The sequence below is a fragment of the Streptomyces sp. NPDC020597 genome (assembly GCF_044335095.1).
In the GTDB taxonomy this organism is placed as follows: domain Bacteria; phylum Actinomycetota; class Actinomycetes; order Streptomycetales; family Streptomycetaceae; genus Streptomyces.
Genome location: NZ_JBIRUL010000008.1, coordinates 242,219 through 264,054, shown reverse-complemented (window position 1 = coordinate 264,054; position 21,836 = coordinate 242,219). Strand labels below are relative to the sequence as shown.

The window sequence follows — 21,836 nt, the reverse complement described above, 5'->3', positions numbered from 1 at the left end:
AAGTGGTCCGCGCCGCCGTACTTCCCGCCGTCGGAGCTCCGCTGGAGATCGTCGGCATCGACCTCCCGGAACCCGGCCCGGGCCAGGTCCGCGTCCGTCTCGCCGCCGCCGGGGTCTGCCACTCCGACCTCTCCCTGTCGAACGGGACCATGCGGGTGCCGGTCCCCGCGGTGCTCGGCCACGAGGGCGCGGGCACGGTCGTGTCCGTCGGCGAGGGCGTCGCCACCGTCGCGCCGGGTGACCCGGTCGTCCTCAACTGGGCTCCCTCCTGCGGCACTTGTCACGCCTGCGGGCTGGGCGAGGTCTGGCTGTGCGCCAACGCCCTGAACGGCTCGGCGGACGTGTACGCCCGCACCGCCGACGGCAGGGACCTGCACCCGGGTCTGAACGTCGCCGCGTTCGCCGAGGAGACCGTCGTCCGGGAGTCGTGCCTGCTCCCCCTGCCGGACGGCGTTCCCCTCGCCGACGCCGCCCTGCTGGGCTGCGCCGTCCTCACCGGCTACGGCGCCGTCCACCACAGCGCGCGCGTCCGGGCCGGCGAGACGGTCGCCGTCTTCGGCGTGGGCGGCGTCGGCCTCGCCGCCCTCCAGGCGGCCCGGATCGCGGGCGCCGCGACGGTCGTCGCCGTGGACGTCTCCCCGGAGAAGGAGGGGCTGGCCAGGGCGGCGGGCGCCACGGAGTACGTGGTGGCCTCGGCGGACACCGCCCGCGAGATCCGCGCCCTCACCGGCAAGCAGGGCGTCGACGTGGCCGTGGAGTGCGTGGGCCGCGCGGTCGCCATCCGCACGGCCTGGGAATCCACCCGGCGCGGCGGCCGCACCACGGTCGTCGGCATCGGCGGCAAGGACCAGCAGGTCACCTTCAACGCCCTGGAGCTCTTCCACTGGGGCAGGACCCTCTCGGGCTGCGTCTACGGCAACTCCGACCCGGCGAAGGACCTCCCGGTGCTCGGCGACCACGTCCGGGCGGGTCGTCTGGACCTCGGCGCCCTGGTGACGGAGCGCATCGCCCTGGAGGACATCCCGGGGGCCTTCGACAACATGCTGGCCGGCAAGGGCGGCCGGGCACTCGTCGAGTTCTGACCACCCGCCCCGGCGTGCCCGGTCGGCCCGGGCGGGCGCGGCCCCCGGATCGCCGCCGGGAGGGCGTTCCCGGCCCCGACCCGCCCTGCTCCGGCGGTCGGGCGAGGCGGCGGGACGCTAGCGCGGGACCCGAGCCGGGAGCGGACAACGGGTGGGACGGCCGGGCGCGGCCGGCCGGGACAGCGGGCGGGCGGCTCGTCGGGACAGCGTGCGGGTGGCCGGGGTCAGCCGGTCCGGGGGCCGACCTCCCGGTCGGGCCCCGGCTCCGGAGCCCCCGCTTCCCCCGCCCCGGCCGCTCGCGCTTCCCCCGCCCCGGCCGCTCGCGCGGCCCCCGCCTCCCGCGTCCGCGGCACGTGCGGCACGCGCGGCGTGCGGGGCTTCGACCGCGACACGGCCACGCCGGCCAGGCAGAGCGCACCGCCGGCCAGGGTGAGCGCCCCGGGCACCTCGCCGAGCGCCAGCCAGGACATCAGGACCACCAGCGCGGGCACCGCGTACGTGGTCGCCCCCATACGGCTCGCGGTCGTCCGCGCCAGGGCGTACGCCCACGTGGTGAAGGCCAGCGCGGTCGGGAACACGCCCAGATAGACCATGTTGAGCGTGGCGGAGACCGGCGCGTCGGCCGCGTCGTGGGCCAGCTGCCCCGCGAACGGCAGACACACCACCGCCCCGACGACGCACCCGAACGTCGTCACCTGCAGCGCGCTCGCAGGGCCCAGAGCCGGCTTCTGCGCGACCACGCCGCCCGCGTAACCGAAGGCGGCGAGCAGGCACAGCACCACGCCGAGCACCGACGAACCGCCTTCGCCCGACATCGACAGCCCCACCGCGACCGCGCCGGCGAAGGACACCGCCATCCCGGCCAGCAGCCGCGGCGGCATCGCGTCCCCGAGCAGCCGTGCGCCGAGCAGCGCGATGAGGATCGGCCCGATATTCACCACCAGCGCCGCCGTCCCCGCGTCCACCTGCTGCTCGCCCCAGTTGAGGACGACCATGTAGAAGCCGAACCAGAGCACCCCCGACACGGCGATCCCGCGCCAGGCGGACCGCGGCGGCAGGCCCGCACGCCGTACGGCGCAGATGACCCCCAGCACCACCGCCCCGGAGAGCAGCCGGCCGAGCGCCAGCGCCCCGGGCGAGTAGGCGTCGCCCGCGCTGCGGATCGACACGAAGGCCGAGGCCCACAGCACGACGGTCACGGCGGCCGCACCGGCGGCGAGCATCTCGGTACGGCGTTCGGCAGGCCGGGAGCTGGTCATCATGGTCCTCAGGCTAGGTGGGTGGACGAAGCGGGGCTCGCGGATTTCGGACCGGTACCCGGCCAGGACGTTCCTGCAGGGTCGACGCGGGACCCGCGACCGCCGGCCGGGCGCGGACACCGGCGGGGCCCCGGTCCAGGGGCCCCGGTTCAGCGCAGGGCGGCGGGCTCGACGCCCAGCAGTTCGGCCAGCGCGCGCTCGCCTTGCGCCGTCACCTTCACGGCCCGCTCGGAACCGATGCGCACACACCACCCCGTATCGAGGGCGTGCCGGCACAGCGCGGCGCCGGCCGCGCCCGCCAGATGCGGCCGCCGCTCGGTCCAGTCGAGACAGGCGCGGGCGAGCGGCCTTCGGGTGGCGAGGTCCAGGGCGATGCCGCAGTCCTCGAACCACCGCATCCCCGCGGCGGTGAGCGCGAAGCCGGTGCTCCGCTCGCCGGGGGAGGGGCCACCGGGGGAGGGGTCGCCGCCGGTGGGCGGCGCACCGGCTGGGGCGCCCGGCCGGGGGCGCCGGGCGGGCGGAGGGGGCATGGGCGCCGGGGTGATCAGACGGCGGGCGGCGAGGGCGTCCGTCACGGCGATGCCGAGGCGGCCCGCGAGATGGTCGTAGCAGGTGCGCCCCCGGGCCATCGCGGAGCCGGCGGTCGCGGCGCGCAGGCCGCGCGGCCGGTGGGCCGGGTCCGGGGCCACCTGGGCGGCCAGGTCCTCCAGGAGCTGGGCGACCCGGGTGCCGGCGAGCCGCACATACCGGTGCCGCCCCTGTCTCTCCTCGGTCAGCAGGCCGCCCGCGACCAGTTTGCCCAGGTGCTCGCTCAGGGTGGACGCGGCCACGCCCGCGTGCCGGGCGAGTTCGCCCGCGGTCCAGGCCCGCCCGTCGAGCAGGGCGAGCAGGCACGAGGCCCGGGTCTCGTCGGCGACCAGGCCCGCGAGTGCGGCCAGCCCCGCCGCCCGGGGGTCCCCGCGGCTGCCGGTGTCCATGACGCTCATGCCGTCCAGCATGCGCGACGCACACTTCGGCAGGCGCCGAACCGTGTCAGGGCAGCTGCTCGAACTGCCGGGCGAGGCCGTCCAGCAGTGCCGTCAGACCGGTCTCGAAAGCCCGCTCGTCGATCTTCTCCTGCTGCTCGGCGAGCAGGTGGGCCTGCCCCAGGTGCGGGTAGTCGGCGGGGTCGTACGCGCTCACGTCGTCGACGAAACCGCCGGCGAACGAGCCGAGCGCGGAGCCCATGATGAAGTACCGCATCAGCGCGCCGATGCTGGTGGCCTGGGCCGCGGGCCACCCGGCGCGGACCATCGCGCCGTACACCGCGTCGGCGAGCCGCAGGCCGGCCGGGCGGCGGCCGGGTCCCTGGGCGAGCACCGGGACGATGTTCGGATGGTCGCGCAGGGCGGCCCGGTAGGAGACGGCCCAGTCGTGCAGCGCGGTCCGCCACTCCCGTCCGGCGTCCTCGAACATCGACAGGTCGACCTGGGCGCTCACCGAGTCGGCGACGGCTTCGAGGATCTCGTCCTTGGTGCGGAAGTGGTTGTACAGCGAGGGACCGCTCACCCCCAGTTCGGCGGCGAGCCGACGCGTGGAGACGGCCGCGAGGCCCTCCGCGTCCACGAGCGTCCGTGCGGTCTCGACGATCCGGTCGGTGCTGAGGAGGGGCTTGCGCGGTCGGGCCATGGCGCACATAGTAGGGCTGCACACCAGAAACTAGCAGTGCTAATTTAAAGTCCGACTTCCGGGCCGGCCTTTCCGGCCGGTCACCCGGCCGGCTTCCCGGGCCGCCACTCCGGCCGGCCTGCCGGTCCGGCTTCCCTTCAGTGAGGTGATCTCGTGGTGAACCTGGGGCTCAGCGAGGAGCAGACGGCCGTCCGGCAGCTCGCCAGGGAGTTCGTCGACCGCGAGATCGCCCCGCACGTCGTCGCCTGGGACCGGGCCGAGGAGGTCGACCGGTCCGTCGTGAAGAAGCTCGGCGAGGTCGGCTTCCTCGGGCTGACCGTCGACGAGGAGTACGGCGGCTCCGGCGGCGACCACCTCGCCTACTGCCTGGTCACGGAGGAACTGGGCCGCGGGGACTCGTCCGTGCGCGGCATCGTGTCCGTCTCCCTCGGCCTGGTCGCCAAGTCCGTCGCGGCCTGGGGGAGCGAGGAGCAGAAGCGCCGCTGGCTGCCCGGGCTGACGTCGGGCGCGTACGTGGGCTGCTTCGGCCTCACCGAACCCGGTACGGGCTCGGACGCCGGCAACCTCACCACCCGCGCGGTCCGCGACGGCGACTCGTACGTGATCAACGGCGCCAAGACGTTCATCACCAACGGCACCTGGGCGGACGTCGTCCTGCTCTTCGCCCGCTCGACCGACGCGCCGGGCCACAGGGGCGTCTCAGCGTTCCTCGTGCCCACGGACACCCCGGGTCTCGGCCGCCGCGCCATTCACGGCAAGCTCGGACTGCGCGGCCAGGCGACCGCCGAGTTGGTCCTCGAGGACGTCCGCGTGCCCGCCTCCGCCATGCTGGCGCCCGAGGGCAAGGGCTTCTCCGTCGCGATGTCGGCGCTGGCCAAGGGCCGGATGTCGGTGGCGGCGGGCTGTGTGGGCATCGCGCAGGCCGCCCTGGACGCGGCGGTGCGATATGCCGGCGAGCGCGAGCAGTTCGGCAAGAGCATCGCCCACCACCAGCTCGTCCAGGAGCTGATCAGCGACATCGCGGTCGACGTGGACGCGGCCCGGCTGCTGACCTGGCGCGTCGCCGACCTGATCGACCGGGGCCTGCCCTTCGCCACCGAGTCCTCCAAGGCCAAGCTGTTCGCCTCGGAGGCCGCCGTGCGCGCCGCCAACAACGCCCTGCAGGTCTTCGGCGGCTACGGGTACATCGACGAGTACCCGGCCGGCAAACTGCTGCGCGACGCCCGAGTGATGACCCTCTACGAGGGCACGAGCCAGATACAGAAGCTGCTCATCGGACGGGCCCTGACAGGGGTCTCGGCGTTCTGAGTACGACCTGAGTACGCGGACGGATGCGGCGCGGACCGCCGCCGCCGAAGCTTGTCCCCATGAGTGACACACCGGTCAAGCAGCAGAGCACCGCGGCGTTCTACGGACAGGCCGTCGCCTCCTTCGGTATCGCCATCGCGGCCACCGGAATCGGCATCTACAACCTCCACACCGACGGCTGGGTGCGCGGGTTCCTGGCGATCGCCGTCCTGTACCTGGTGACGTCCGCCTTCACGCTGGCGAAGGTGATCCGCGACCGGCAGGAGGCCGGGCAGATCGTGAGCCGGGTGGACCAGGCCCGCCTGGAGAAGCTGCTCGCCGACCACGACCCCTTCGAGAAGCTCTGAGCGGGCACGCTAAGCGAGCGCTCACCTTCGGCGGTATGGTGGGGACCCCGTACCGAGAGAGGCGACGCGCGATGACTACGGCGGAGGAGACGTCCAGCGGCGAGATCGAGCCGTGGGACGAGGTCACCCCTGACGCGGCCCGGCGACTCCTCGTCGCCGCCGTGGAGGCCTTCGCCGAGCGCGGGTACCACGCGACGACGACGCGGGACATCGCGGGGCGCGCGGGCATGAGCCCGGCCGCCCTCTACATCCACTACAAGACCAAGGAAGAGCTGCTGCACCGCATCAGCCGGATCGGTCACGAGCGTGCGCTGGACATCCTGCGCACGGCGGCCGCCGGCGAGGGCGGCGCCACCGAGCGTCTCGCCGAGGCCGTCAGCTCCTTCGTCCGCTGGCACGCCGGGCGCCGCACCACGGCACGGGTCGTGCAGTACGAGCTGGACGCCCTCGGCCCGGACGCCCGTGCGGAGATCCTCGGCCTGCGCCGCAAGGTCGACGCCGAGATCCGCGGGATCATCGAGGACGGTGTGGCGAGCGGCGAGTTCGCCGTGCCGGACGTGCACGGCACCACCCTCGCCGTGCTGTCCCTCTGCATCGACGTGGCCCGCTGGTTCAACGTCGGCGGGCCGCGCACCCCCGACGAGGTCGGCGAGCTGTACGCCGACCTCGTGCTGCGGATGGTGGGCGCGGCGAAGTAGCCGCGCCGGCGCCCGGCGGCCGGGCCTCAGAGGTAGTAGCGGGACACCGACTCCGCCACGCACACCGGCTTGTCGCCGCCGTCGCGCTCCACCGTGAACGCGACGCTGACCTGCACGCCGCCGGTGACGTCCTCGACGCCGGTGATCGTCGCGGTGGCGCGCACGCGCGAGCCGACGGGTACCGGGGCGGGGAAACGCACCTTGTTCGTCCCGTAGTTGACGCCCATCTTCACGTTCTCGACCGTGATCAGCTGCGGTCCGAAGAGCGGCAGCAGGGAGAGGGTGAGGTAGCCGTGCGCGATGGTCGTGCCGAACGGTCCGGCGGCGGCCTTCTCCGGGTCCACATGGATCCACTGGTGGTCGCCGGTGGCCTCCGCGAAGAGGTCGATCCGCTTCTGGTCCACCTCCAGCCAGTCGGTGTACCCCAGCTGCTCGCCCACCGCCGCCCGCAGCTCGTCGGCGGACGTGAAGATCCTCGGCTCTGCCATGTCTGCGGCCCTCTCGTGTCACTGGATGCCCATGCCACCCTGCCATAGGTCTAAGCAACTGCTTAGCATGGTCGGGTGGCGGGCCGATGTCAACGGACCCCGGGCCGAGGGGGATGGGTAGGCTTTCCGGGGTGCCCCAGATACCCGAGAAGATCCACGAGCTCACGGTCGGCCAGCTCGCCGCCCGCAGCGGCGCCGCCGTCTCCGCCCTCCACTTCTACGAGTCCAAGGGCCTGATCAGCAGTCGGCGGACCTCGGGCAACCAGCGCCGCTACCACCGCGACACGCTGCGCCGCGTCGCCTTCGTCCGGGCCGCGCAGCGGGTCGGCATCCCCCTGGCCACGATCCGTGAGGCCCTTGCCGGACTCCCGGAGGAGCGCACCCCGACCCGTGAGGACTGGGCCGGACTGTCGCAGGCGTGGCGTGCCGAGCTGGACGAGCGGATCAGGCAGCTCAACCGGCTCCGCGATCACCTCACCGACTGCATCGGCTGCGGCTGCCTGTCCCTCGCGACCTGCGTCCTGTCCAATCCCGACGACGTCCTGGGCGACCGGATGGCCGGCTCACGCCTGCTGGCCGAGCGACGCCGGGGAGACGGCCGAGGCCCGGACCAGAGCTGACCCCTACACCGCCCCGCGCCTGGGCCGTTCCGCCTACTCGTACTCCGTTCCGCCCTGTGGGGTCAGGTAGGCGCTGCTCACCGCCCTGGCGATGGCCCTGCCTCCGGTCACCGGGCTGTACCGCTCGACGGCAGGGCGGATCACCACGCCCTCGCGCAGATGCAGCCCGCGTCCGGAGACCGTCTCGCGGCCGCAGGCGAGCTCCAGCGCGTGCGCGCTGTCGTAGGGGCCCTTCGAACAGACGCGGCACCAGCGGCAGTTCGCCGCCCGGCAACTGCTCGGCGTCCAGCCGGCGGACGGTGCCGTCGATGTCCGCGCCGACGTCGAACACGGCGTATCCGAGCGTCTCGCGCCGGCCGTCCGCGCCGTACGTCAGATCCTGCACGCCCGCGCCGTAGACCTCGCCGAAGACGCAGACTCGGCGGGCGCCCAGCCGCTCGGCGAGCCGGGCGGCCGCCTCGGCCACGCCGTGCCCGCGCACGGCACGCCAGTACAGGTTGCGCGGGTCCTCCCTGAGGGCGAGGGACTTCGCGCCGAAGCCCTTCGAGGAGACGTACACGCGCTCCTCGCCGGCGACATACGTCAGCAGGCACGCCGATCCGTGCCGCTTCTCGGTCAGCACCACCGGCTCGCCCGGTTCGAAGACGCCGGGGTGGCGCTGGATGTGCTCGATGTCGACCCACGGCAGCAGCTCGGGGGCCGCTTCGGCCTCCCCGCTCATGGTCGGCGGGATCGGCGGCGCCCACTTGACGATGCCCAGCCGCTCCGCGAAGTCGACGCAGTCCGCCGCGGCCCGCGCCAGGTCGACGTCGGCCGGCGCCCTGGGCCGGCACTGTTCGGGAACAGGGGTGCGGCATCCCCGGCGCACCCCCTCCGCCCTCGCGGACCTGCCGGGGACGGGCCGCCGGCCTCGCGCGGAGCCGGGGCCGACGTCAGGCCGACAGCAGCAGCGGTCCTCGCCGGGCGTGCGCCAGCGCCTCGGGTGTGAGCACGGGGCGCGGGACGAGGATCCCGCAGTCCGCACAGACAGGACCGGCCGACGGTTCGTGGTCCAGTTCGTACTTCCAGGGAAGTCGTTCGCCGCCGCACACCGGGCAGCCGGAGCCCGGCGCGCGCTCCAGTGCGGCGATCAGCTTGCGCAGTACGTCGGCCAGCGGCTCACGAGGATGGAGCCGGGGGTCGTCGCACCAGGCGACGCCGAACCCGCCCCAGGTCAGGCGGTGCCAGTCGTCCACGCTTCCGGGCCGTCGCAGGCCGTCGTGCTTCTCCTTCCTGCGGCGTTCGGCGAACTCCCCCTCGTAGGTCAGCCACACCGCGCGCGCCGCCTCCAGCTCGTCCAACGCGGCCACGAGCCGCGCCGGATCGGGGGAGCGGTCCTCCGGGCCGAACCCGGCCCGGGAGCACAGGTGGTCCCAGGTCGCCCTGTGCCCGTAGGGGGCGAACCGCTCAAGGCACTTGCGGAGCGAATACCGCCGCAGCGCCAGATCGCACCGCGGGTCGCGCACCTGTCTCGCCAGACTCCGGAAACCGGCCATCGCCTTGCACCTCCGTCACATCTGCACCTGAGCTTCGGTCACTTCGGCTTCGTCGCACGGACGTCGTCGAATAGACGTATCGACAAGCGATTCGGCTCCATCCGATCTACGACGACCTCCACAAGCCGAAAACTTGACGCATGTTCATCTTCAATCCCGGGGATACCGGCGGTAACCTTTCGGCCACCCCCGTCGCTAGGAGCAGCCGATGCCTCGGCGAACCCCCCGCAACTCTCTCGACAGACTGAGAACTCCCGGCAGATTCCCCGGGTTCCTGAAGACCGCCTCCATATGCGTTCTGATCGCCGGACTTTTGTCGCCTCTTACCCAAGTGGCGGCTGCGGCCGAGGACACGGCCGCCAACGACTACTGCGGCGGACAGTGTTCCGACATCCTGCCGCCCGGCGAGAACGGCAACGCCACCCTGGCGCAGATCCTCCTCAACCAGGCGTTCGGCGCCCAGCCCGAACACGCGGAGGACCAGCTCGGCCCCTACGCCAACCTCGCCAAGGGGTACCCCACCCTCACCAACGCCACGATCAACACCTTCTTCAACGACGCGTCGTTCGGCGTCCCCGCCGATCAGGTCGCCTCGACCGTCAAGCCCGCGGGCCGCACCGACGTGACGATCGTCCGCGACAAGAAGACGGGCGTACCGCACATCTCGGGTACCACCCGGTACGGAACCGAGTTCGGCGCCGGGTACGCAGCGGCCCAGGACCGGCTGTGGCTCATGGACGTCTTCCGTCACGTCGGGCGCGGCCAGCTGACCGCGTTCGCGGGCGGCGACCCCTCCAACCAGGGTCTCGAGCAGCAGTTCTGGCGCAACGCTCCGTACACCGAGGCAGACCTCCAGGCCCAGATCGACAACGCCGTAGCCGTCAACGGCGCCCGCGGCCAGCAGGCGCTCGCCGACGCGGGCGCCTATCTGGCAGGCGTCAACGCCTACATCGACGCCTCCGACAGCGGCCGCTACTTCCCCGGTGAATACGTCCTGACCGGACACAAGGACTCAATCACCAACGCAGGCACCATCGACCACTTCAAGATCACCGACCTGGTGGCGCTGGCGTCGGTCATCGGCGCGCTGTTCGGCTCGGGCGGCGGCGGCGAGGTCAACAACGCCGTCTCGCTGCTCGCCGCACAGGAGAAGTACGGCGTGGAGCAGGGCACCCAGGTCTGGGAGGCGTTCCGCGAACGCAACGACCCCGAGGCCGTCCTCACCGTCCACAACGGCGAGAGCTTCCCCTACGGCGGCAAGCCCGCGACCCCGCAGGGCGAGGCGCTGCCCGACGCCGGTTCGGTGGCCTCGCAGCCGCTGGTCTACGACGCCACGGGCACCGGCGCCGACGCGAGCGCGACCGCCGCCACCGCCAAGGCGACCGCCGCAGCCGTCAGCTCGGCCAAGCGCGGCATGTCCAACGCCCTCGTGGTGAGCGGCAAGTCCACCGCGAGCGGCCACCCGATCGCCGTCTTCGGCCCGCAGACCGGCTACTTCGCCCCGCAGCTGCTCATGCTCCAGGAGATCCAGGGCCCGGGCATCAGCGCCCGCGGCGCCTCCTTCGCGGGCCTGAGCATGTACGTCGAACTCGGCCGCGGTCAGGACTACGCGTGGAGCGCCACGACGTCCGGCCAGGACATCATCGACTCCTACGCGGTCGAACTGTGCCAGGACGACTACCACTACCTGTACCACGGCGTCTGCACGGCGATGGACGTCATCGAGCAGAAGAACGCCTGGAAGCCGACCACCGCCGACGGGACGGCCGCCGGCTCGTACACCATGCGCGTCTACCGCACGAAGTACGGGCCCGTGGAGTACCGCGCGACCGTGGGCGGCAAGAAGGTCGCCTACACCACCCTGCGCTCGTCCTACATGCACGAGGCCGACTCGATCATCGGCTTCCAGATGCTGAACGACCCGGACTACGTCAAGAGCCCGCAGACCTTCCAGAGCGCGGTGCAGCACATCAACTACACGTTCAACTGGTTCTACGCCGACTCCACGCACACCGCGTACTACAACAGCGGCGACAACCCGGTCCGCGCGAGCGGCGTGGACGCCGAGTTCCCGGTGTGGGCGCAGGCGGCCTACGAGTGGAAGAACTGGACGCCGGCCACCAACACGGCCGAGTACACCCCGGCCTCTGCGCACCCCAACTCCGTCGACCAGGACTACTACATCTCCTGGAACAACAAGCAGGCCAAGAACTACACGACGGCCTCCTGGGGCGACGGGTCCGTGCACCGCGGCAACCTCCTCGAGGACCGGGTGAAGAAGCTGGTCGCGGCCGGCGGAGTCACGCGCGCGTCCCTGACGAAGGCGATGGGGGAGGCGGCGCTCACCGACCTGCGCGCCGAGGACGTCCTGCCCGACCTGCTGAAGGTGATCAACAGCTCGACGGTCACCGACTCCACCGCGGCGGCCGCCGTGACCAAGCTGCAGACCTGGCTGACGGCCGGCGGCAGGCGCACGGAGACCACGGCGGGCTCCAAGACGTACGCCGACGCCGACGCGATCCGCATCCTGGACGCGTGGTGGCCGCTGCTGGTCAAGGCCGAGTTCGAACCCGGTCTCGGCACGGCCCTGTACAACGCCTTCGGCGCCAACCTGCCCATCGACGAGGCCCCGTCGGCCGCCCACGGGCCGACCGGATCGCACGCCGGCAGCTCCTTCCAGTACGGCTGGTGGAGCTATGTCGACAAGGACGTCCGCGCCGTGCTCGGCGAGAGCGTGCAGGGCGGGCTGACCCAGAAGTACTGCGGCGGCGGCACCCTGAGCGGCTGCCGGGACGTCCTGATCAGCACCCTGAAGACGGCGGCCGGCAAGACCGCGGCCCAGGTCTACCCGGCCGACAAGCTCTGTACGACGGCCGGCAACCAGTGGTGCGCCGACTCGATCGTGCAGCGCACCCTCGGCGGCATCAAGCACGGCAACATCAGCTGGCAGAACCGGCCCACCTTCCAGCAGGTGGTGGAGTTCACCTCGCACCGGTGAGGCCCTGAGGAACGGCGGCGGGTCAGCGCACGCGGCCCGCCGCCAGCACCAGCCGCGCCAGCTCGGGGTGCACGATGTCGCTGTGCGCCCCGGCCGGCGCCCCGCCGCGCCGGACGACCGCGGCCGCGTCCACGTTCACGCACCCCGACGCCGGAAGCGGGCCGGCCAGCGCCTCGGCGAGCGTGCACGCACGCGTGCCGGGCACCGCCTGCACCCCGTCGTGCCCCATGGCGCCCCACTTGGCGCCCAGCAGGCTGCCGACGCCGAACTCCTCGACCGCCCCGCGTGCGTCGCCCGCCATCCGGGAGGCCAGCGGATACATGGTGCCGAGCGCCGCGTCGAAGGAGGAGTGACAGCACACCAGGGGTCCGTCGACGCGGTGTTGCTGTCCCTGCAGCGCTCCGCCCGCGCGCGCGTCGTGCGGCAGTCGGGCCGCGAACGCGTAGTGCGAGAAGGCCCCTTGGAGCAGCGTCACGGACTTCACCGTGCGCACGCCCTCGGGCAGTCCGCGTAGCGCGAACGACACCAGCCGCCCGCCGAAGCTGTGCCCCACCAGATGCACGCGCACGGCCGGCGCGATCGCGGCCAGCCGGCCCACGAACGGGCCGAGCCCGCGTTCGCCGACCGTCCCCGCCCGCCGCTTCATCGCGTAGTACGTCGCCTGGCGCACCAGTTCGTGCGCCCCGTCCCACGGGTTGGGCAGCGAGAACCCCGCGACGACGGCTCCGCGCTCCGGGCCGGCTTCCGACCCCCCGGACACCGACCCCCCGGACGCCGGGTCGCCGGACAGCGACCCCCCGGACGCCGGGTCGCCGGACAGCGATCGGGCGGACACCGGGTCGCCGGACAGCGTGCTTCCGGCATCGAGTCCGGCCAGGGCCCGCCCGAACTCCGCGCAGACCTCCGCCGTGGGCCCGGCGAACATCTCGGGCGGCCCGTCCTGCGGCAGGCCCTCCGCCAGGGTGTCCGCCGCCAACAGCGCCTGCGGCCCGTGCGGAGCCACGTCGGCCAGCAGCCGCACCAGCCCTCCGAACTCCTCCAGCGCGGCCTCCCCGGGCGGCCGCAGCTCCAGGAGCCGACCGATCCGGTCCACCACCGCCGCCCGGTCCGGGAAGGTCTGCGACAGCGCGTCCCGGGTCTCCCCGTCCAGCGCCCCGCACCGGGCGGCCCCCGCGGCGGCGGACCGCGGGAAGTCGGGGATCGGCTCGTCCGGGAACCGCATCGACGGCCACACCACCCCGACGTAACCGATCCGCGCGGCCGGGGCGAGGGCCGGCATCGGCGCGAAGAAGCGGCTGTAGAGTCCGGTCGCCGCGGAGCGGTCGGTGTTCCAGCCGTGCGCGAAGACGATCAGGTCACGGACGCCGCGCCGCGCCGCCTCGGCCGCCAGCCGGTCGCATCGTCCGCCGTCGGTGTCGCCGTCGGCGTCGAAGGTCAGCTCCCAGTAGGGCGTCACGCTCATCGCAGGTTCTGCCACGACAGGCCCCCTCGTTCCCGAAGCGGTGCGCCAGTTGCGCGCATCGTCCTGCGAACGGGAACGATTGGCCATACGTCATGCCTCATCACCTCTCGTCATGTCTTGTCGCGCCACGTCCGTGCGGAAGGCGGCCTCCCTGCTCCCGTGCGAGCCGCGCGCGCCGAACGGGCCGGGAATCCGGAACAGCCCTTCCGCCGCAACATACCGACTGGTTAGTCTGAGTCGTGGAGCCGGAGCGTGCCCGAGGGCCGCGATCCGAGCCGCAACCGCGTCGAAGGAGACCGAGGGTGGAAGCCGTGCAGGATGCCGGAGTGGTCGTGACCGGAGCGGGAGGCGGCATCGGCGCCGCACTTGCCCGCCGCTTCGCCGCCGAGGGCGCCCGGGTCGTGGTCAACGACCTGGACGCGGACCGGGCGCGGGCGGTCGCCGACGAGATCGGCGGCATCGCGGTCCCCGGCGACGCCTCGGCGGTGGTGGACCGGGCCCGCGAGGCGCTCGACGGCGTCGTCGACGTGTACTGCGCCAACGCCGGAGTCGCCTCGGGCGGCTCCGAGGCCGCCGAGGACGCGGTCTGGGCGCAGGCCTGGGACGTCAACGTGATGGCGCACGTCCGCGCGGCCCACGCACTGCTCCCGGACTGGCTGGAGCGCGGCCGGGGACGCTTCGTCTCCACCGTCTCCGCGGCCGGCCTGCTCACGATGATCGGCGCCGCCCCCTACAGCGTCACCAAGCACGGCGCGTACGCCTTCGCCGAGTGGCTGTCCCTGACCTACCGCCACCGCGGGGTCAAGGTCCACGCGATCTGTCCCCAGGGCGTGCGCACCGACATGCTGGACGCCACCGGAAGCGCCGGCGACCTGGTGCTCAAGCCGACCGCGATCGAGCCGCGGGACGTCGCGGACGCCCTGTTCAGGGGCATCGCCGAGGACCGCTTCCTGATCCTGCCGCACCCCGAGGTCGCCGGGTACTACCAGGTGCGGGCCGGCGATCCCGACCGCTGGCTGACCAACATGAACCATCTCCAGCAGAAGTGGGAGGCGGCCGGGTGACGGCGCCCGCCTCCCGCTACGGGGCCAAGCCCTGGCTGGCCCTCCTCGACGACGCCCAGCGCGCCCCGGTCGAGCCCGCCGACTCCCTGGTGCACGCCTTCCGCAGGTCCGCCGCCGAGGTCCCGGACCGCACCTGCCTCGCCTACTTCGACGGCCGGCTCAGCTACCGCGAGGCCGACGAGCTCAGCGACTCCGTGGCCGGTCACCTCGCCGCCCGCGGCCTGCTGCCCGGCGACCGGGTCGCCGTCCTGCTGCAGAACTCCCCGCTCTTCGTGCTCGCCGTGCTCGGCGCGTGGAAGGCGGGCGCGACGGTCGTCCCGGTCAACCCGATGTACAAGGCCGGCGAGGTCGCCCACGTCCTGCGGGACGGCGACGTCGCCGGACTGATCTGCTCCGACCGCGCGTGGGAGACCTATCTGCGCGAGACGGCCGCCGACTCGCCGGTGCGGATCGTCCTCACCGGCTGCGAGCTGGACTTCCAGACCCGCGGCGACGCGCGCGTGCTCGCCTTCGACAGGCTGCCGCAGGCCCCCGACGCCGACGACCTCACCGCCGTCGCCCGCGCCGGGCACCGGGCCCCCGAGGGCCGCGAGGCCGCCCCCGCCGACATCGCCCTGATCAGTTACACCTCGGGCACCAGCGGCGCCCCCAAGGGCGCCACCAACACGCACGGCAACATCATGTTCAACGCCGAACGGCAGCGCACCGGACTGCGGCTGCCCGAGGCGCCCGTCTACTACGCGCTCGCGCCCCTGTTCCACATCACCGGCATGGTCTGCCAGCTCGCCGCATGTCTGAACGGCGCGGGCACGCTCGTCCTGACGTACCGCTTCGAGGCGGGCGTGACGCTGGAGGCGTTCGCCGAGCACCGTCCGCACTACACGGTCGGCCCCTCGACCGCGTTCATGGCGCTGGCCGCACACCCCTCCTGCGCCCGGGACCACTTCGCGTCGTTCGCGCACATCTCCTCCGGCGGCGCGCCCGTGCCGCCGGCGCTGGTGGAGACGTTCCGCTCCGGCCTCGGGCCGTACATCCGCAACGGTTACGGGCTCACCGAGTGCACCGCCCCCTGCGCCTCGGTGCCGCCGCAGCTCGAGGCCCCGGTCGACCCGGTCTCCGGGACCCTCGCCGTCGGGGTGCCCGGCCCCGACACGGTCGTGCGCATCGTCGACGACCGGGGCGCGGAGACGCCGTTCGGCGAGCCGGGCGAGATCGTGGTGAGCGGCCCGCAGGTCGTCCCCGGGTACTGGCGGCGGCCCGAGGCCACCGCCGAGGCCTTTCCCGGCGGCGAGCTGCGCACCGGGGACGTCGGCTTCATGGACGAACAGGGCTGGCTGTACGTCGTCGACCGCAAGAAGGACATGATCAACGCCTCCGGCTTCAAGGTGTGGCCGCGCGAGGTCGAGGACGTCCTGTACACCCACCCGTCGGTGCGAGAGGCGGCCGTGGTGGGGGTGCCGGACGGCTATCGCGGGGAGACCGTGAAGGCGTACATCAGCCTGCGTCCGGGCGCGGACGCGGATGCCGATACGCTCGCGGCCTACTGCAAGGACAGACTGGCGGCCTACAAGTACCCGCGTCAGGTGGAGATCCTGCCCGACCTGCCGAAGACGGCGAGTGGCAAGATCCTCCGTCGGGAACTGCGTTCCCGCCCGCACGACGGTCAGTAGCGCGACAGCCGGCGAGACGCGCCGACAAGGCATCGAGGAAGGCAGGTGGCGGCAGTGCCCAGGACCACGGACGGCGACGGGACCCCCGTGCCGCAGCGGCTGCTCGCCGCCGCCACCCGGCTCTTCGCCGAGCAGGGCTACGACCGCACCTCGGTGCAGGAGATCGTCGAGGCGGCCGGCGTCACCAAGGGGGCCCTCTACCACTACTTCGGCTCCAAGGACGACCTGCTGCACGAGGTGTACGCGCGCGTGCTGCGCGTCCAGCAGGAGCGACTCGACGCCTTCGCCAACGCCGACGAACCGATCGAGAAGCGGCTGCGGGGCGCGGCGGCGGACGTCGTCGTCACCACCATCGAGAACCTCGACGACGCGATGATCTTCTTCCGCTCGATGCACCACCTGAGCCCGGAGAAGAACAAGCAGGTCCGGTCCGAGCGCCGGCGCTACCACGAACGCTTCAGAGCGCTCGTCGAGGAGGGCCAGGCCTCCGGCGTCTTCTCCACGGCCACCCCGGCCGACCTGGTCGTGGACTACCACTTCGGGTCGGTGCACCACCTGTCGACCTGGTACCGGCCGGACGGCCCGATGGGCGCGCAGGAGGTCGCCGACCACCTGGCCGACCTGCTGCTGCGGGCCCTGCGGCCCTGAGCGGCGCGCGCACGAGGAGCGGTCGCCCCCGCCGGAGCCGGCACGGGGCGGCCGCCCACCGGTAAGGGGCGACCGCACTGGCGACCGCCCCTTACCGGCGTCCCTGCCGGCGTTCCTGCCGGCGTTCCTGCCGACGTGCCTAGAGGTACTTCTTCAGCTCGCGCCGGGCCAGCGACCGCTGGTGCACCTCGTCCGGCCCGTCCGCGATCATCAGTGTGCGTGCCCCGGCGTACAGCTCGGCCAGCGGGAAGTCCTGGCTGACGCCGCCCGCGCCGTGGAGCTGGATCGCCCGGTCGATGATGTCGACGACCGCGCGCGGAGTGGCGATCTTGATGGCCTGGATCTCCGCGTGCGCGCCCCGGTTGCCGACGGTGTCCATCATCCAGGCGGTCTTGAGCACCAGCAGCCGCAGCTGCTCGACCGTCACGCGCGCGTCCGCGATCCAGTTGTGCACCACGCCCTGCTGCCCCAGCGCCTTGCCGAAGGCCGTGCGGGAGACGGCCCGGCGGCACATCAGCTCGATCGCCCGCTCGGCCATGCCGATCAGCCGCATGCAGTGGTGGATGCGGCCGGGGCCGAGGCGGGCCTGCGCGATGGCGAAGCCGCCCCCCTCCTCGCCGACGAGGTTCGTCGCCGGCACACGCGCGTGGTCGAACACCACCTCGGCGTGGCCGCCGTGCGAGTGGTCCTCGTACCCGAAGACCTGCATGGCGCGCCGGACGGTGACGCCGGGCGTGTCGCGCGGCACCAGCACCATGGACTGCTGGCGCCGGATGTCCGCGCCGTCCGGGTCCGTCTTGCCCATGACGATGAAGATCCTGCAGTCCGGGTTCATCGCCCCCGAGATGTACCACTTGCGGCCGGTGATGACGTACTCGTCGCCGTCCCGCTCGATGTGCGTGGTGATGTTGGTGGCGTCCGAGGAGGCCACCTCCGGCTCGGTCATCGCGAACGCCGAACGGATCTCACCGGCCAGCAGCGGCTCCAGCCACTGCTTCTTCTGCCGCTCGTCGCCGAACTGCGCGAGCACCTCCATGTTCCCGGTGTCCGGCGCGGCACAGTTCAGCGCCGTCGGCGCCAGCTGCGGGGAACGGCCGGTGATCTCGGCGAGGGGCGCGTACTGCAGGTTGGTGAGCCCTGCGCCGTGCTCGGCGTCGGGCAGGAAGAGGTTCCACAGGCCCTGGCGGCGCGCCTCGGCCTTCAGCTCCTCCACGACGGCCGGAGTGTCCCACGGCGAGGCCAGCTGCGCGCGCTGCTCCTCGGCCACCGCCTCGGCCGGGTAGACGTGCTCGTCCATGAAGGCGAGCAGCCTGGCGCGGAGGTCCTCGGTGCGTGCGTCGAACGCGAAGTCCATGCCGGTCAGCCTTCCTGGAGAGTGGTCAGTCCGTGCTCGATGAAGACGGGGACGAGCTCCCCGATGCGGTCGAAGCCGCGCCCGACGGTCTGGCCGAGCGTGTAGCGGTAGTGGATGCCCTCCAGGATCACGGCGAGCTTGAACCAGGCGAACGCCGTGTACCAGGCGACCGCCGAGACGTCGCGGCCGGAGCCCGCCGCGTACCGCTCGACCAGCTCGGACGGCGAAGGGTGGCCGGGCGCCGAGGCGGTCGTGGAGATCGGGGAGTTCGGCAGCTCCAGCGGAACGCTGTACATCACCAGGAGCCCGAGGTCGGTCAGCGGGTCGCCGAGGGTCGACATCTCCCAGTCGAGGATCGCGCGGATCGTGTCGTCGGGGCCGATCAGGACGTTGTCGAGCCGGTAGTCGCCGTGCACGACGGCGGCGCCGGGCGAGGCCGGCAGCTCGCGGCCGAGTGCCGCGTGCAGCTCGTCGATCCCGGCCAGCTCGCGGCTGCGGGAGGCGTCCAGCTGCTTGCCCCAGCGGCGCAGCTGCCGGTCCAGGAAGCCCTCCGGCCGGCCGAAGTCGGCCAGGCCGACGCCGGCGGGGTCCACCGCGTGCAGCTCCACCAGGGTGTCCACCAGCGACAGCACCGCGTCCCGGGTGCGCCGCTCGCCGAGCGGGGCGAGCTCGCCGGCCGTCCGGTAGGGCGTGCCCTCGACGAACTCCATGACGTAGAACGGGGCCCCGAGCACGTCGTCGTCCTCGCACAGCAGGACCGGACGGGGCACCGGCACGCTCGTCGGGTGCAGCGCGCTGATCACCCGGTGCTCGCGCTTCATGTCGTGCGCCGTGGCCAGGACGTGCCCCAGCGGGGGCCGGCGTACGACCCACTTCGCCTCGCCGTCGGAGACCGCGTAGGTGAGGTTGGACCGTCCGCCTTCGATCAGCCGTCCGGTGAGGGGGCCGTGGACCAGACCGGGACGCTCGCGCTCCAGCAGGGCGCGCAGCCGGTCGAGGTCGAGTCCGGGCGGGTGGTCGGGGCTCATGCGTCGCTCCTACGGACGGGACGGGTGAACAGGGGCTCGCCCCATGATGCCGACCGGTCGGTATGGAGTCCAGGGGTGATGCCCAACGTGATCGGGGCCACGATAGGCCGACGGCTTCCCGGACAGTACCCGCAGAGCCGTTCCGCAGACCCTTTTCGGTCGTTCCGGCTGTTCCGGCTTGTTCCGGCCGTTGCGGAAGCCGCGGTCGGCCACGGCGGTCCCGGCTTGCGCGGCGCCCGGGGACCCCGGAGGGTCGGACCCATGAAGGCGATCAGCTACGCAGCCTACGGCGGCCCCGAGACGCTCGAGTACGGGGAGGTGCGCGACCCCAGGATCGGCCCCGACGCGGTGCTGGTGAAGGTCCGCGCGGCCGCCGTCAACCCCGTCGACTGGAAGGCCCGGCAGGGCTACCTGGACGGGATGCTGGAGCCCGTATTCCCGGTGGTGCCGGGCTGGGACGTCTCCGGGGTCGTCGTCCAGCTCGGCGTGTCCGTCCCGGAGTACGCGGTCGGCGACGAGGTCATCGGCTACGTCCGCGAGGACTTCCTCTCCCGCGGCACCTTCGCCGAGTACGTCGCCGCGCCCGTGCGCACGCTCGCCCGCAAACCGCGCAACCTCACCTGGGAGCAGGCCGCGGGCCTGCCCCTCACCGGCCTCACCGCCTACCAGGTGCTGACGGGGGCCCTCCAGGTGAAACGCGGCGAGACCGTGCTCGTCCACGCGGCCGCGGGCGGTGTCGGCTCGATCGCCGTGCAGCTCGCGCGCCACCTGGGCGCCCGGGTGATCGGCACGGCGAGCGAGGCCAACCACGACTTCGTGCGCTCGCTGGGCGGCGAACCGGTGACCTACGGCGAGGGGCTGGCGGAACGGGTGCGCGGGCTGGCCCCCGAGGGCGTGGACGCGGCCTTCGACACGATCGGCGGCGAGACGCTGAGGGTCTCCGCCGACCTGCTGGTCCCGGAAGGGCGCCTGGCCTCTGTCGCCGACGGGGACGTGGTCGGCTACGGCGGCCGCTACTGCTGGGTCCGCCCCGACGCGGAGGACCTCACCCGCCTGGCGGAACTCGCCGAACAGGGCGTCGTCTCCGTGCACGTCTCCCGGACGTTCCCGCTCGAGCAGACCGCCGAGGCCCATCGCCTCAGCGAGGAGGGCCGCACCCGCGGCAAGATCGTCGTCACCGTGGACTGGGCGGAGGAGAGGGAGGAGACGGCGGGCGTCGCCGCCCACGCCGCCGAGACCGGGGACGGCGCGTAGAGGCCGGGCCGGGCGAAGCGGGCCCACCGGGCGAGGCCGAGGCCGGAGCGCGCCCGGCCCGCACGTCAGACCACGAGGACCACGGCGCACACCGCCGTCGCCACCGCGCACGCGGCGGCCGCCGCAGCGTGACGGGCGGTGAGGGCCGCCGGACTCGACGACACGGCCAGGGCGTGGATGCGCCGATGGGCGAGCAGCAGAAAAGCCAGCCACAGGGCGCAGCACAGCGCGCCCGCCAGGATCCCGGACGCCGACGGACCGCCGTGCAGCGCGGCCTTCACGGCCAGCACGGCCGAGACGGTGCTCGCCAGCGTCGTCCGCCGCCAGGCAAGCCGGGTCCGCTCGGGCTGGAGACCGGGATCCCGCTCCGGCGCCGGTCCGGCGCTCACCCCTCCCACCCCACCAGCACCACCAGCACCATCGCCACGGCCACCACCGCGACCAGCACGCCCAGCAGCGCCGGAAAGCGCGAGGACGGCAGGTCCTCGCCCCGGCGCATCGCCCGCTCGCAGCGCACCCAGTGGTTCACCGCGCGCAGGGAGCACAGCACACCCGCCGCGAGCAGCGCGAGCGCCAGCCCCACCCGCCAGCCCCAGCGCAGGTCCGGCAGGAACTGGTCCACCGCGAAGCCACCGCCGATCAATGCGAGCGCGGTGCGCAGCCAGGCCAGGAACGTGCGCTCGTTCGCCAGCGAGAACCGGTAGTCGGGCGTGCTGCCCTCCTGCCTGACCTGCTCGGGGGCGAACCACAACCGGACGTTCCGTGCGAACTCGATCACCCGCAGGACCCTACCCGTCGCCTCGGCGGGGCCGCGTCGGCGCGGTTCAGGCCGTCGTCCGGTGCGCCCTGAGCCGTTCGTACGCCGCCAGCCCGTCCGGCACCCACTGCCAGAGGGACAGGCGCCGTTCGACCTCCTCCTCGGGCAGGAAGGCGTACCACGCCACCTCCTCCACCTGCGGGGACACCGGCAGGTCGCACCGGACCTCGTACACAGCCGACCACCAGCTCCCCGCCGCGCCGTCCTCGTAGAGGAACCTGAACAGGTACTCCGGCCGGGGCAGCCCGCTCACCCCGAGCTCCTCCTGCGCCTCGCGCAGCGCGGCCTCGTCGTAGGCCTCGCCCGCGCCGACCACCCCGCCGACGAACATGTCGTACAGGGAGGGGAACACCAGTTTGGCCGCCGTCCTGCGATGGACGAAGATCCGCCCCTCGGCGTCCCTGACCTGGATGAACACGCAGCGGTGACGCAGGCCTTCGGCGTACACCTGCCCGCGCGGACGTCGGCCGATGACCCGGTCGTTCTCGTCGACCACGTCGAGGATCTCGTCAGCAGCGCTCATCGCCCCATCAAAG

The 21,836-nt window shown here is 73.0% G+C and carries 21 protein-coding genes and 1 pseudogene; 10 read left to right on the top strand and 12 right to left on the bottom strand.

All coding sequences use genetic code 11. From position 1 onward, the window contains the following. The first annotated feature begins 2 nt into the window (after positions 1-2). Entirely contained in the window at positions 3-1,082 is a 1,080-nt protein-coding gene (locus ACH4ZA_RS17050; protein ID WP_319279424.1) for a Zn-dependent alcohol dehydrogenase, read from the top strand. Between the two features lie 224 nt (positions 1,083-1,306). Here ACH4ZA_RS17050 and ACH4ZA_RS17045 read toward each other — a convergent pair whose 3' ends face one another. From ACH4ZA_RS17045 to ACH4ZA_RS17035, 3 genes are all read right to left on the bottom strand, one after another. Then, entirely contained in the window at positions 1,307-2,344 is a 1,038-nt protein-coding gene (locus ACH4ZA_RS17045; RefSeq protein WP_398430124.1) for a DMT family transporter, read from the bottom strand. A 146-nt stretch (positions 2,345-2,490) separates the two neighbouring features. Next, positions 2,491-3,339 carry an ArsR/SmtB family transcription factor gene (locus tag ACH4ZA_RS17040; RefSeq protein WP_398430123.1) on the bottom strand — a complete coding sequence of 283 codons (849 nt, stop codon included), beginning with the start codon at positions 3,337-3,339 and terminating at the stop codon, positions 2,491-2,493. 34 nt (positions 3,340-3,373) lie between these two features. Next, complete coding sequence (locus ACH4ZA_RS17035) at positions 3,374-4,009, bottom strand: TetR/AcrR family transcriptional regulator (protein ID WP_319279428.1); 636 nt, start codon at positions 4,007-4,009, stop codon at positions 3,374-3,376. 156 nt (positions 4,010-4,165) lie between these two features. Here ACH4ZA_RS17035 and ACH4ZA_RS17030 point away from each other — a divergent pair, with 156 nt between their 5' ends. The 3 genes from ACH4ZA_RS17030 to ACH4ZA_RS17020 all read left to right on the top strand — a co-directional run bounded on the left by ACH4ZA_RS17030 (position 4,166) and on the right by ACH4ZA_RS17020 (position 6,362). Next, positions 4,166-5,317: an acyl-CoA dehydrogenase family protein gene (locus ACH4ZA_RS17030; protein WP_398430169.1), complete on the top strand. Its 1,152-nt coding sequence runs from the start codon at positions 4,166-4,168 to the stop codon at positions 5,315-5,317. Between the two features lie 59 nt (positions 5,318-5,376). Continuing rightward, positions 5,377-5,664, top strand: coding sequence for a YiaA/YiaB family inner membrane protein (locus ACH4ZA_RS17025; RefSeq protein ID WP_306953687.1), 288 nt, complete (start codon positions 5,377-5,379; stop codon positions 5,662-5,664). Between the two features lie 71 nt (positions 5,665-5,735). After that, positions 5,736-6,362: a TetR/AcrR family transcriptional regulator gene (locus ACH4ZA_RS17020; RefSeq protein ID WP_319279429.1), complete on the top strand. Its 627-nt coding sequence runs from the start codon at positions 5,736-5,738 to the stop codon at positions 6,360-6,362. Positions 6,363-6,388: 26 nt separating this feature from the next. Here the strand turns inward: ACH4ZA_RS17020 and ACH4ZA_RS17015 are convergent, their stop codons facing one another. After that, entirely contained in the window at positions 6,389-6,850 is a 462-nt protein-coding gene (locus ACH4ZA_RS17015; RefSeq protein WP_057579718.1) for a MaoC family dehydratase, read from the bottom strand. A gap of 131 nt (positions 6,851-6,981) precedes the next feature. Between ACH4ZA_RS17015 and soxR the strand changes: the two genes are divergently transcribed. Then, complete coding sequence (gene soxR, locus ACH4ZA_RS17010; RefSeq protein WP_319279431.1) at positions 6,982-7,470, top strand: redox-sensitive transcriptional activator SoxR; 489 nt, start codon at positions 6,982-6,984, stop codon at positions 7,468-7,470. A 33-nt stretch (positions 7,471-7,503) separates the two neighbouring features. Here the strand turns inward: soxR and ACH4ZA_RS17005 are convergent. Together ACH4ZA_RS17005 and ACH4ZA_RS17000 are read right to left on the bottom strand one after the other, a co-directional pair. Further along, positions 7,504-8,305, bottom strand: a pseudogene (locus ACH4ZA_RS17005) (RNA ligase (ATP)); the annotation flags it as partial. A gap of 97 nt (positions 8,306-8,402) precedes the next feature. Then, on the bottom strand, positions 8,403-9,005 hold the full coding sequence (locus tag ACH4ZA_RS17000) for a hypothetical protein (protein ID WP_319279432.1): 603 nt from the start codon (positions 9,003-9,005) through the stop codon (positions 8,403-8,405). Between the two features lie 208 nt (positions 9,006-9,213). Between ACH4ZA_RS17000 and ACH4ZA_RS16995 the strand changes: the two genes are divergently transcribed. Next, complete coding sequence (locus tag ACH4ZA_RS16995) at positions 9,214-12,003, top strand: penicillin acylase family protein (RefSeq protein ID WP_319279433.1); 2,790 nt, start codon at positions 9,214-9,216, stop codon at positions 12,001-12,003. A 22-nt stretch (positions 12,004-12,025) separates the two neighbouring features. Here ACH4ZA_RS16995 and ACH4ZA_RS16990 read toward each other — a convergent pair whose 3' ends face one another. Next, positions 12,026-13,480, bottom strand: coding sequence for a serine-threonine protein kinase (locus ACH4ZA_RS16990; RefSeq protein WP_398430121.1), 1,455 nt, complete (start codon positions 13,478-13,480; stop codon positions 12,026-12,028). 287 nt (positions 13,481-13,767) lie between these two features. Here ACH4ZA_RS16990 and ACH4ZA_RS16985 point away from each other — a divergent pair, with 287 nt between their 5' ends. From ACH4ZA_RS16985 to ACH4ZA_RS16975, 3 genes are read left to right on the top strand one after another with little or no spacing between them, the layout of a single operon-like run. Next, positions 13,768-14,529: an SDR family oxidoreductase gene (locus ACH4ZA_RS16985; RefSeq protein WP_398430120.1), complete on the top strand. Its 762-nt coding sequence runs from the start codon at positions 13,768-13,770 to the stop codon at positions 14,527-14,529. Next, positions 14,526-16,199 carry an AMP-binding protein gene (locus ACH4ZA_RS16980; protein ID WP_319279436.1) on the top strand — a complete coding sequence of 558 codons (1,674 nt, stop codon included), beginning with the start codon at positions 14,526-14,528 and terminating at the stop codon, positions 16,197-16,199. The genes ACH4ZA_RS16985 and ACH4ZA_RS16980 overlap by 4 nt, the downstream gene beginning before the upstream one ends. Positions 16,200-16,253: 54 nt before the next feature. Further along, positions 16,254-16,847, top strand: coding sequence for a TetR/AcrR family transcriptional regulator (locus ACH4ZA_RS16975; RefSeq protein WP_319279438.1), 594 nt, complete (start codon positions 16,254-16,256; stop codon positions 16,845-16,847). 139 nt (positions 16,848-16,986) lie between these two features. On the opposite strand, the gene ACH4ZA_RS16970 is transcribed toward ACH4ZA_RS16975, so the two are convergent. Continuing rightward, complete coding sequence (locus ACH4ZA_RS16970) at positions 16,987-18,201, bottom strand: acyl-CoA dehydrogenase family protein (protein ID WP_398430119.1); 1,215 nt, start codon at positions 18,199-18,201, stop codon at positions 16,987-16,989. 5 nt (positions 18,202-18,206) lie between these two features. Continuing rightward, the gene (locus ACH4ZA_RS16965) at positions 18,207-19,229 is read right to left on the bottom strand and encodes a phosphotransferase family protein (protein ID WP_319279441.1); all 1,023 of its coding nucleotides are present in this window, start codon (positions 19,227-19,229) and stop codon (positions 18,207-18,209) included. A 261-nt stretch (positions 19,230-19,490) separates the two neighbouring features. Here ACH4ZA_RS16965 and ACH4ZA_RS16960 point away from each other — a divergent pair, with 261 nt between their 5' ends. Beyond that, positions 19,491-20,483 (top strand): NADP-dependent oxidoreductase, encoded by a 993-nt coding sequence (locus ACH4ZA_RS16960; RefSeq protein ID WP_319279442.1) that lies wholly within the window; start codon positions 19,491-19,493, stop codon positions 20,481-20,483. Between the two features lie 65 nt (positions 20,484-20,548). Here ACH4ZA_RS16960 and ACH4ZA_RS16955 read toward each other — a convergent pair whose 3' ends face one another. From ACH4ZA_RS16955 to ACH4ZA_RS16945, 3 genes are read right to left on the bottom strand one after another with little or no spacing between them, the layout of a single operon-like run. Beyond that, entirely contained in the window at positions 20,549-20,872 is a 324-nt protein-coding gene (locus ACH4ZA_RS16955; protein ID WP_319279443.1) for a DUF202 domain-containing protein, read from the bottom strand. Further along, on the bottom strand, positions 20,869-21,261 hold the full coding sequence (locus tag ACH4ZA_RS16950; protein ID WP_319279444.1) for a DUF202 domain-containing protein: 393 nt from the start codon (positions 21,259-21,261) through the stop codon (positions 20,869-20,871). Before ACH4ZA_RS16950 ends, ACH4ZA_RS16955 begins: the two co-directional genes overlap by 4 nt. Positions 21,262-21,307: 46 nt before the next feature. Beyond that, a complete protein-coding gene (locus ACH4ZA_RS16945) occupies positions 21,308-21,823 on the bottom strand; it encodes an NUDIX hydrolase (protein WP_398430118.1) in 516 nt (171 codons plus the stop codon). Between the last annotated feature and the right edge of the window lie 13 nt (positions 21,824-21,836).

Coding starts and splice junctions, on each gene's coding strand:
- ACH4ZA_RS17045 (WP_398430124.1), bottom strand. CDS start 2,344: ATGATGACCAGCTCCCGGCCTGCCGAACGCCGTACCGAGATGCTCGCC.
- ACH4ZA_RS17040 (WP_398430123.1), bottom strand. CDS start 3,339: ATGCTGGACGGCATGAGCGTCATGGACACCGGCAGCCGCGGGGACCCC.
- ACH4ZA_RS17035 (WP_319279428.1), bottom strand. CDS start 4,009: ATGGCCCGACCGCGCAAGCCCCTCCTCAGCACCGACCGGATCGTCGAG.
- ACH4ZA_RS17025 (WP_306953687.1), top strand. CDS start 5,377: ATGAGTGACACACCGGTCAAGCAGCAGAGCACCGCGGCGTTCTACGGA.
- ACH4ZA_RS17020 (WP_319279429.1), top strand. CDS start 5,736: ATGACTACGGCGGAGGAGACGTCCAGCGGCGAGATCGAGCCGTGGGAC.
- ACH4ZA_RS17015 (WP_057579718.1), bottom strand. CDS start 6,850: ATGGCAGAGCCGAGGATCTTCACGTCCGCCGACGAGCTGCGGGCGGCG.
- ACH4ZA_RS17000 (WP_319279432.1), bottom strand. CDS start 9,005: ATGGCCGGTTTCCGGAGTCTGGCGAGACAGGTGCGCGACCCGCGGTGC.
- ACH4ZA_RS16995 (WP_319279433.1), top strand. CDS start 9,214: ATGCCTCGGCGAACCCCCCGCAACTCTCTCGACAGACTGAGAACTCCC.
- ACH4ZA_RS16970 (WP_398430119.1), bottom strand. CDS start 18,201: ATGGACTTCGCGTTCGACGCACGCACCGAGGACCTCCGCGCCAGGCTG.
- ACH4ZA_RS16965 (WP_319279441.1), bottom strand. CDS start 19,229: ATGAGCCCCGACCACCCGCCCGGACTCGACCTCGACCGGCTGCGCGCC.
- ACH4ZA_RS16960 (WP_319279442.1), top strand. CDS start 19,491: ATGAAGGCGATCAGCTACGCAGCCTACGGCGGCCCCGAGACGCTCGAG.
- ACH4ZA_RS16945 (WP_398430118.1), bottom strand. CDS start 21,823: ATGAGCGCTGCTGACGAGATCCTCGACGTGGTCGACGAGAACGACCGG.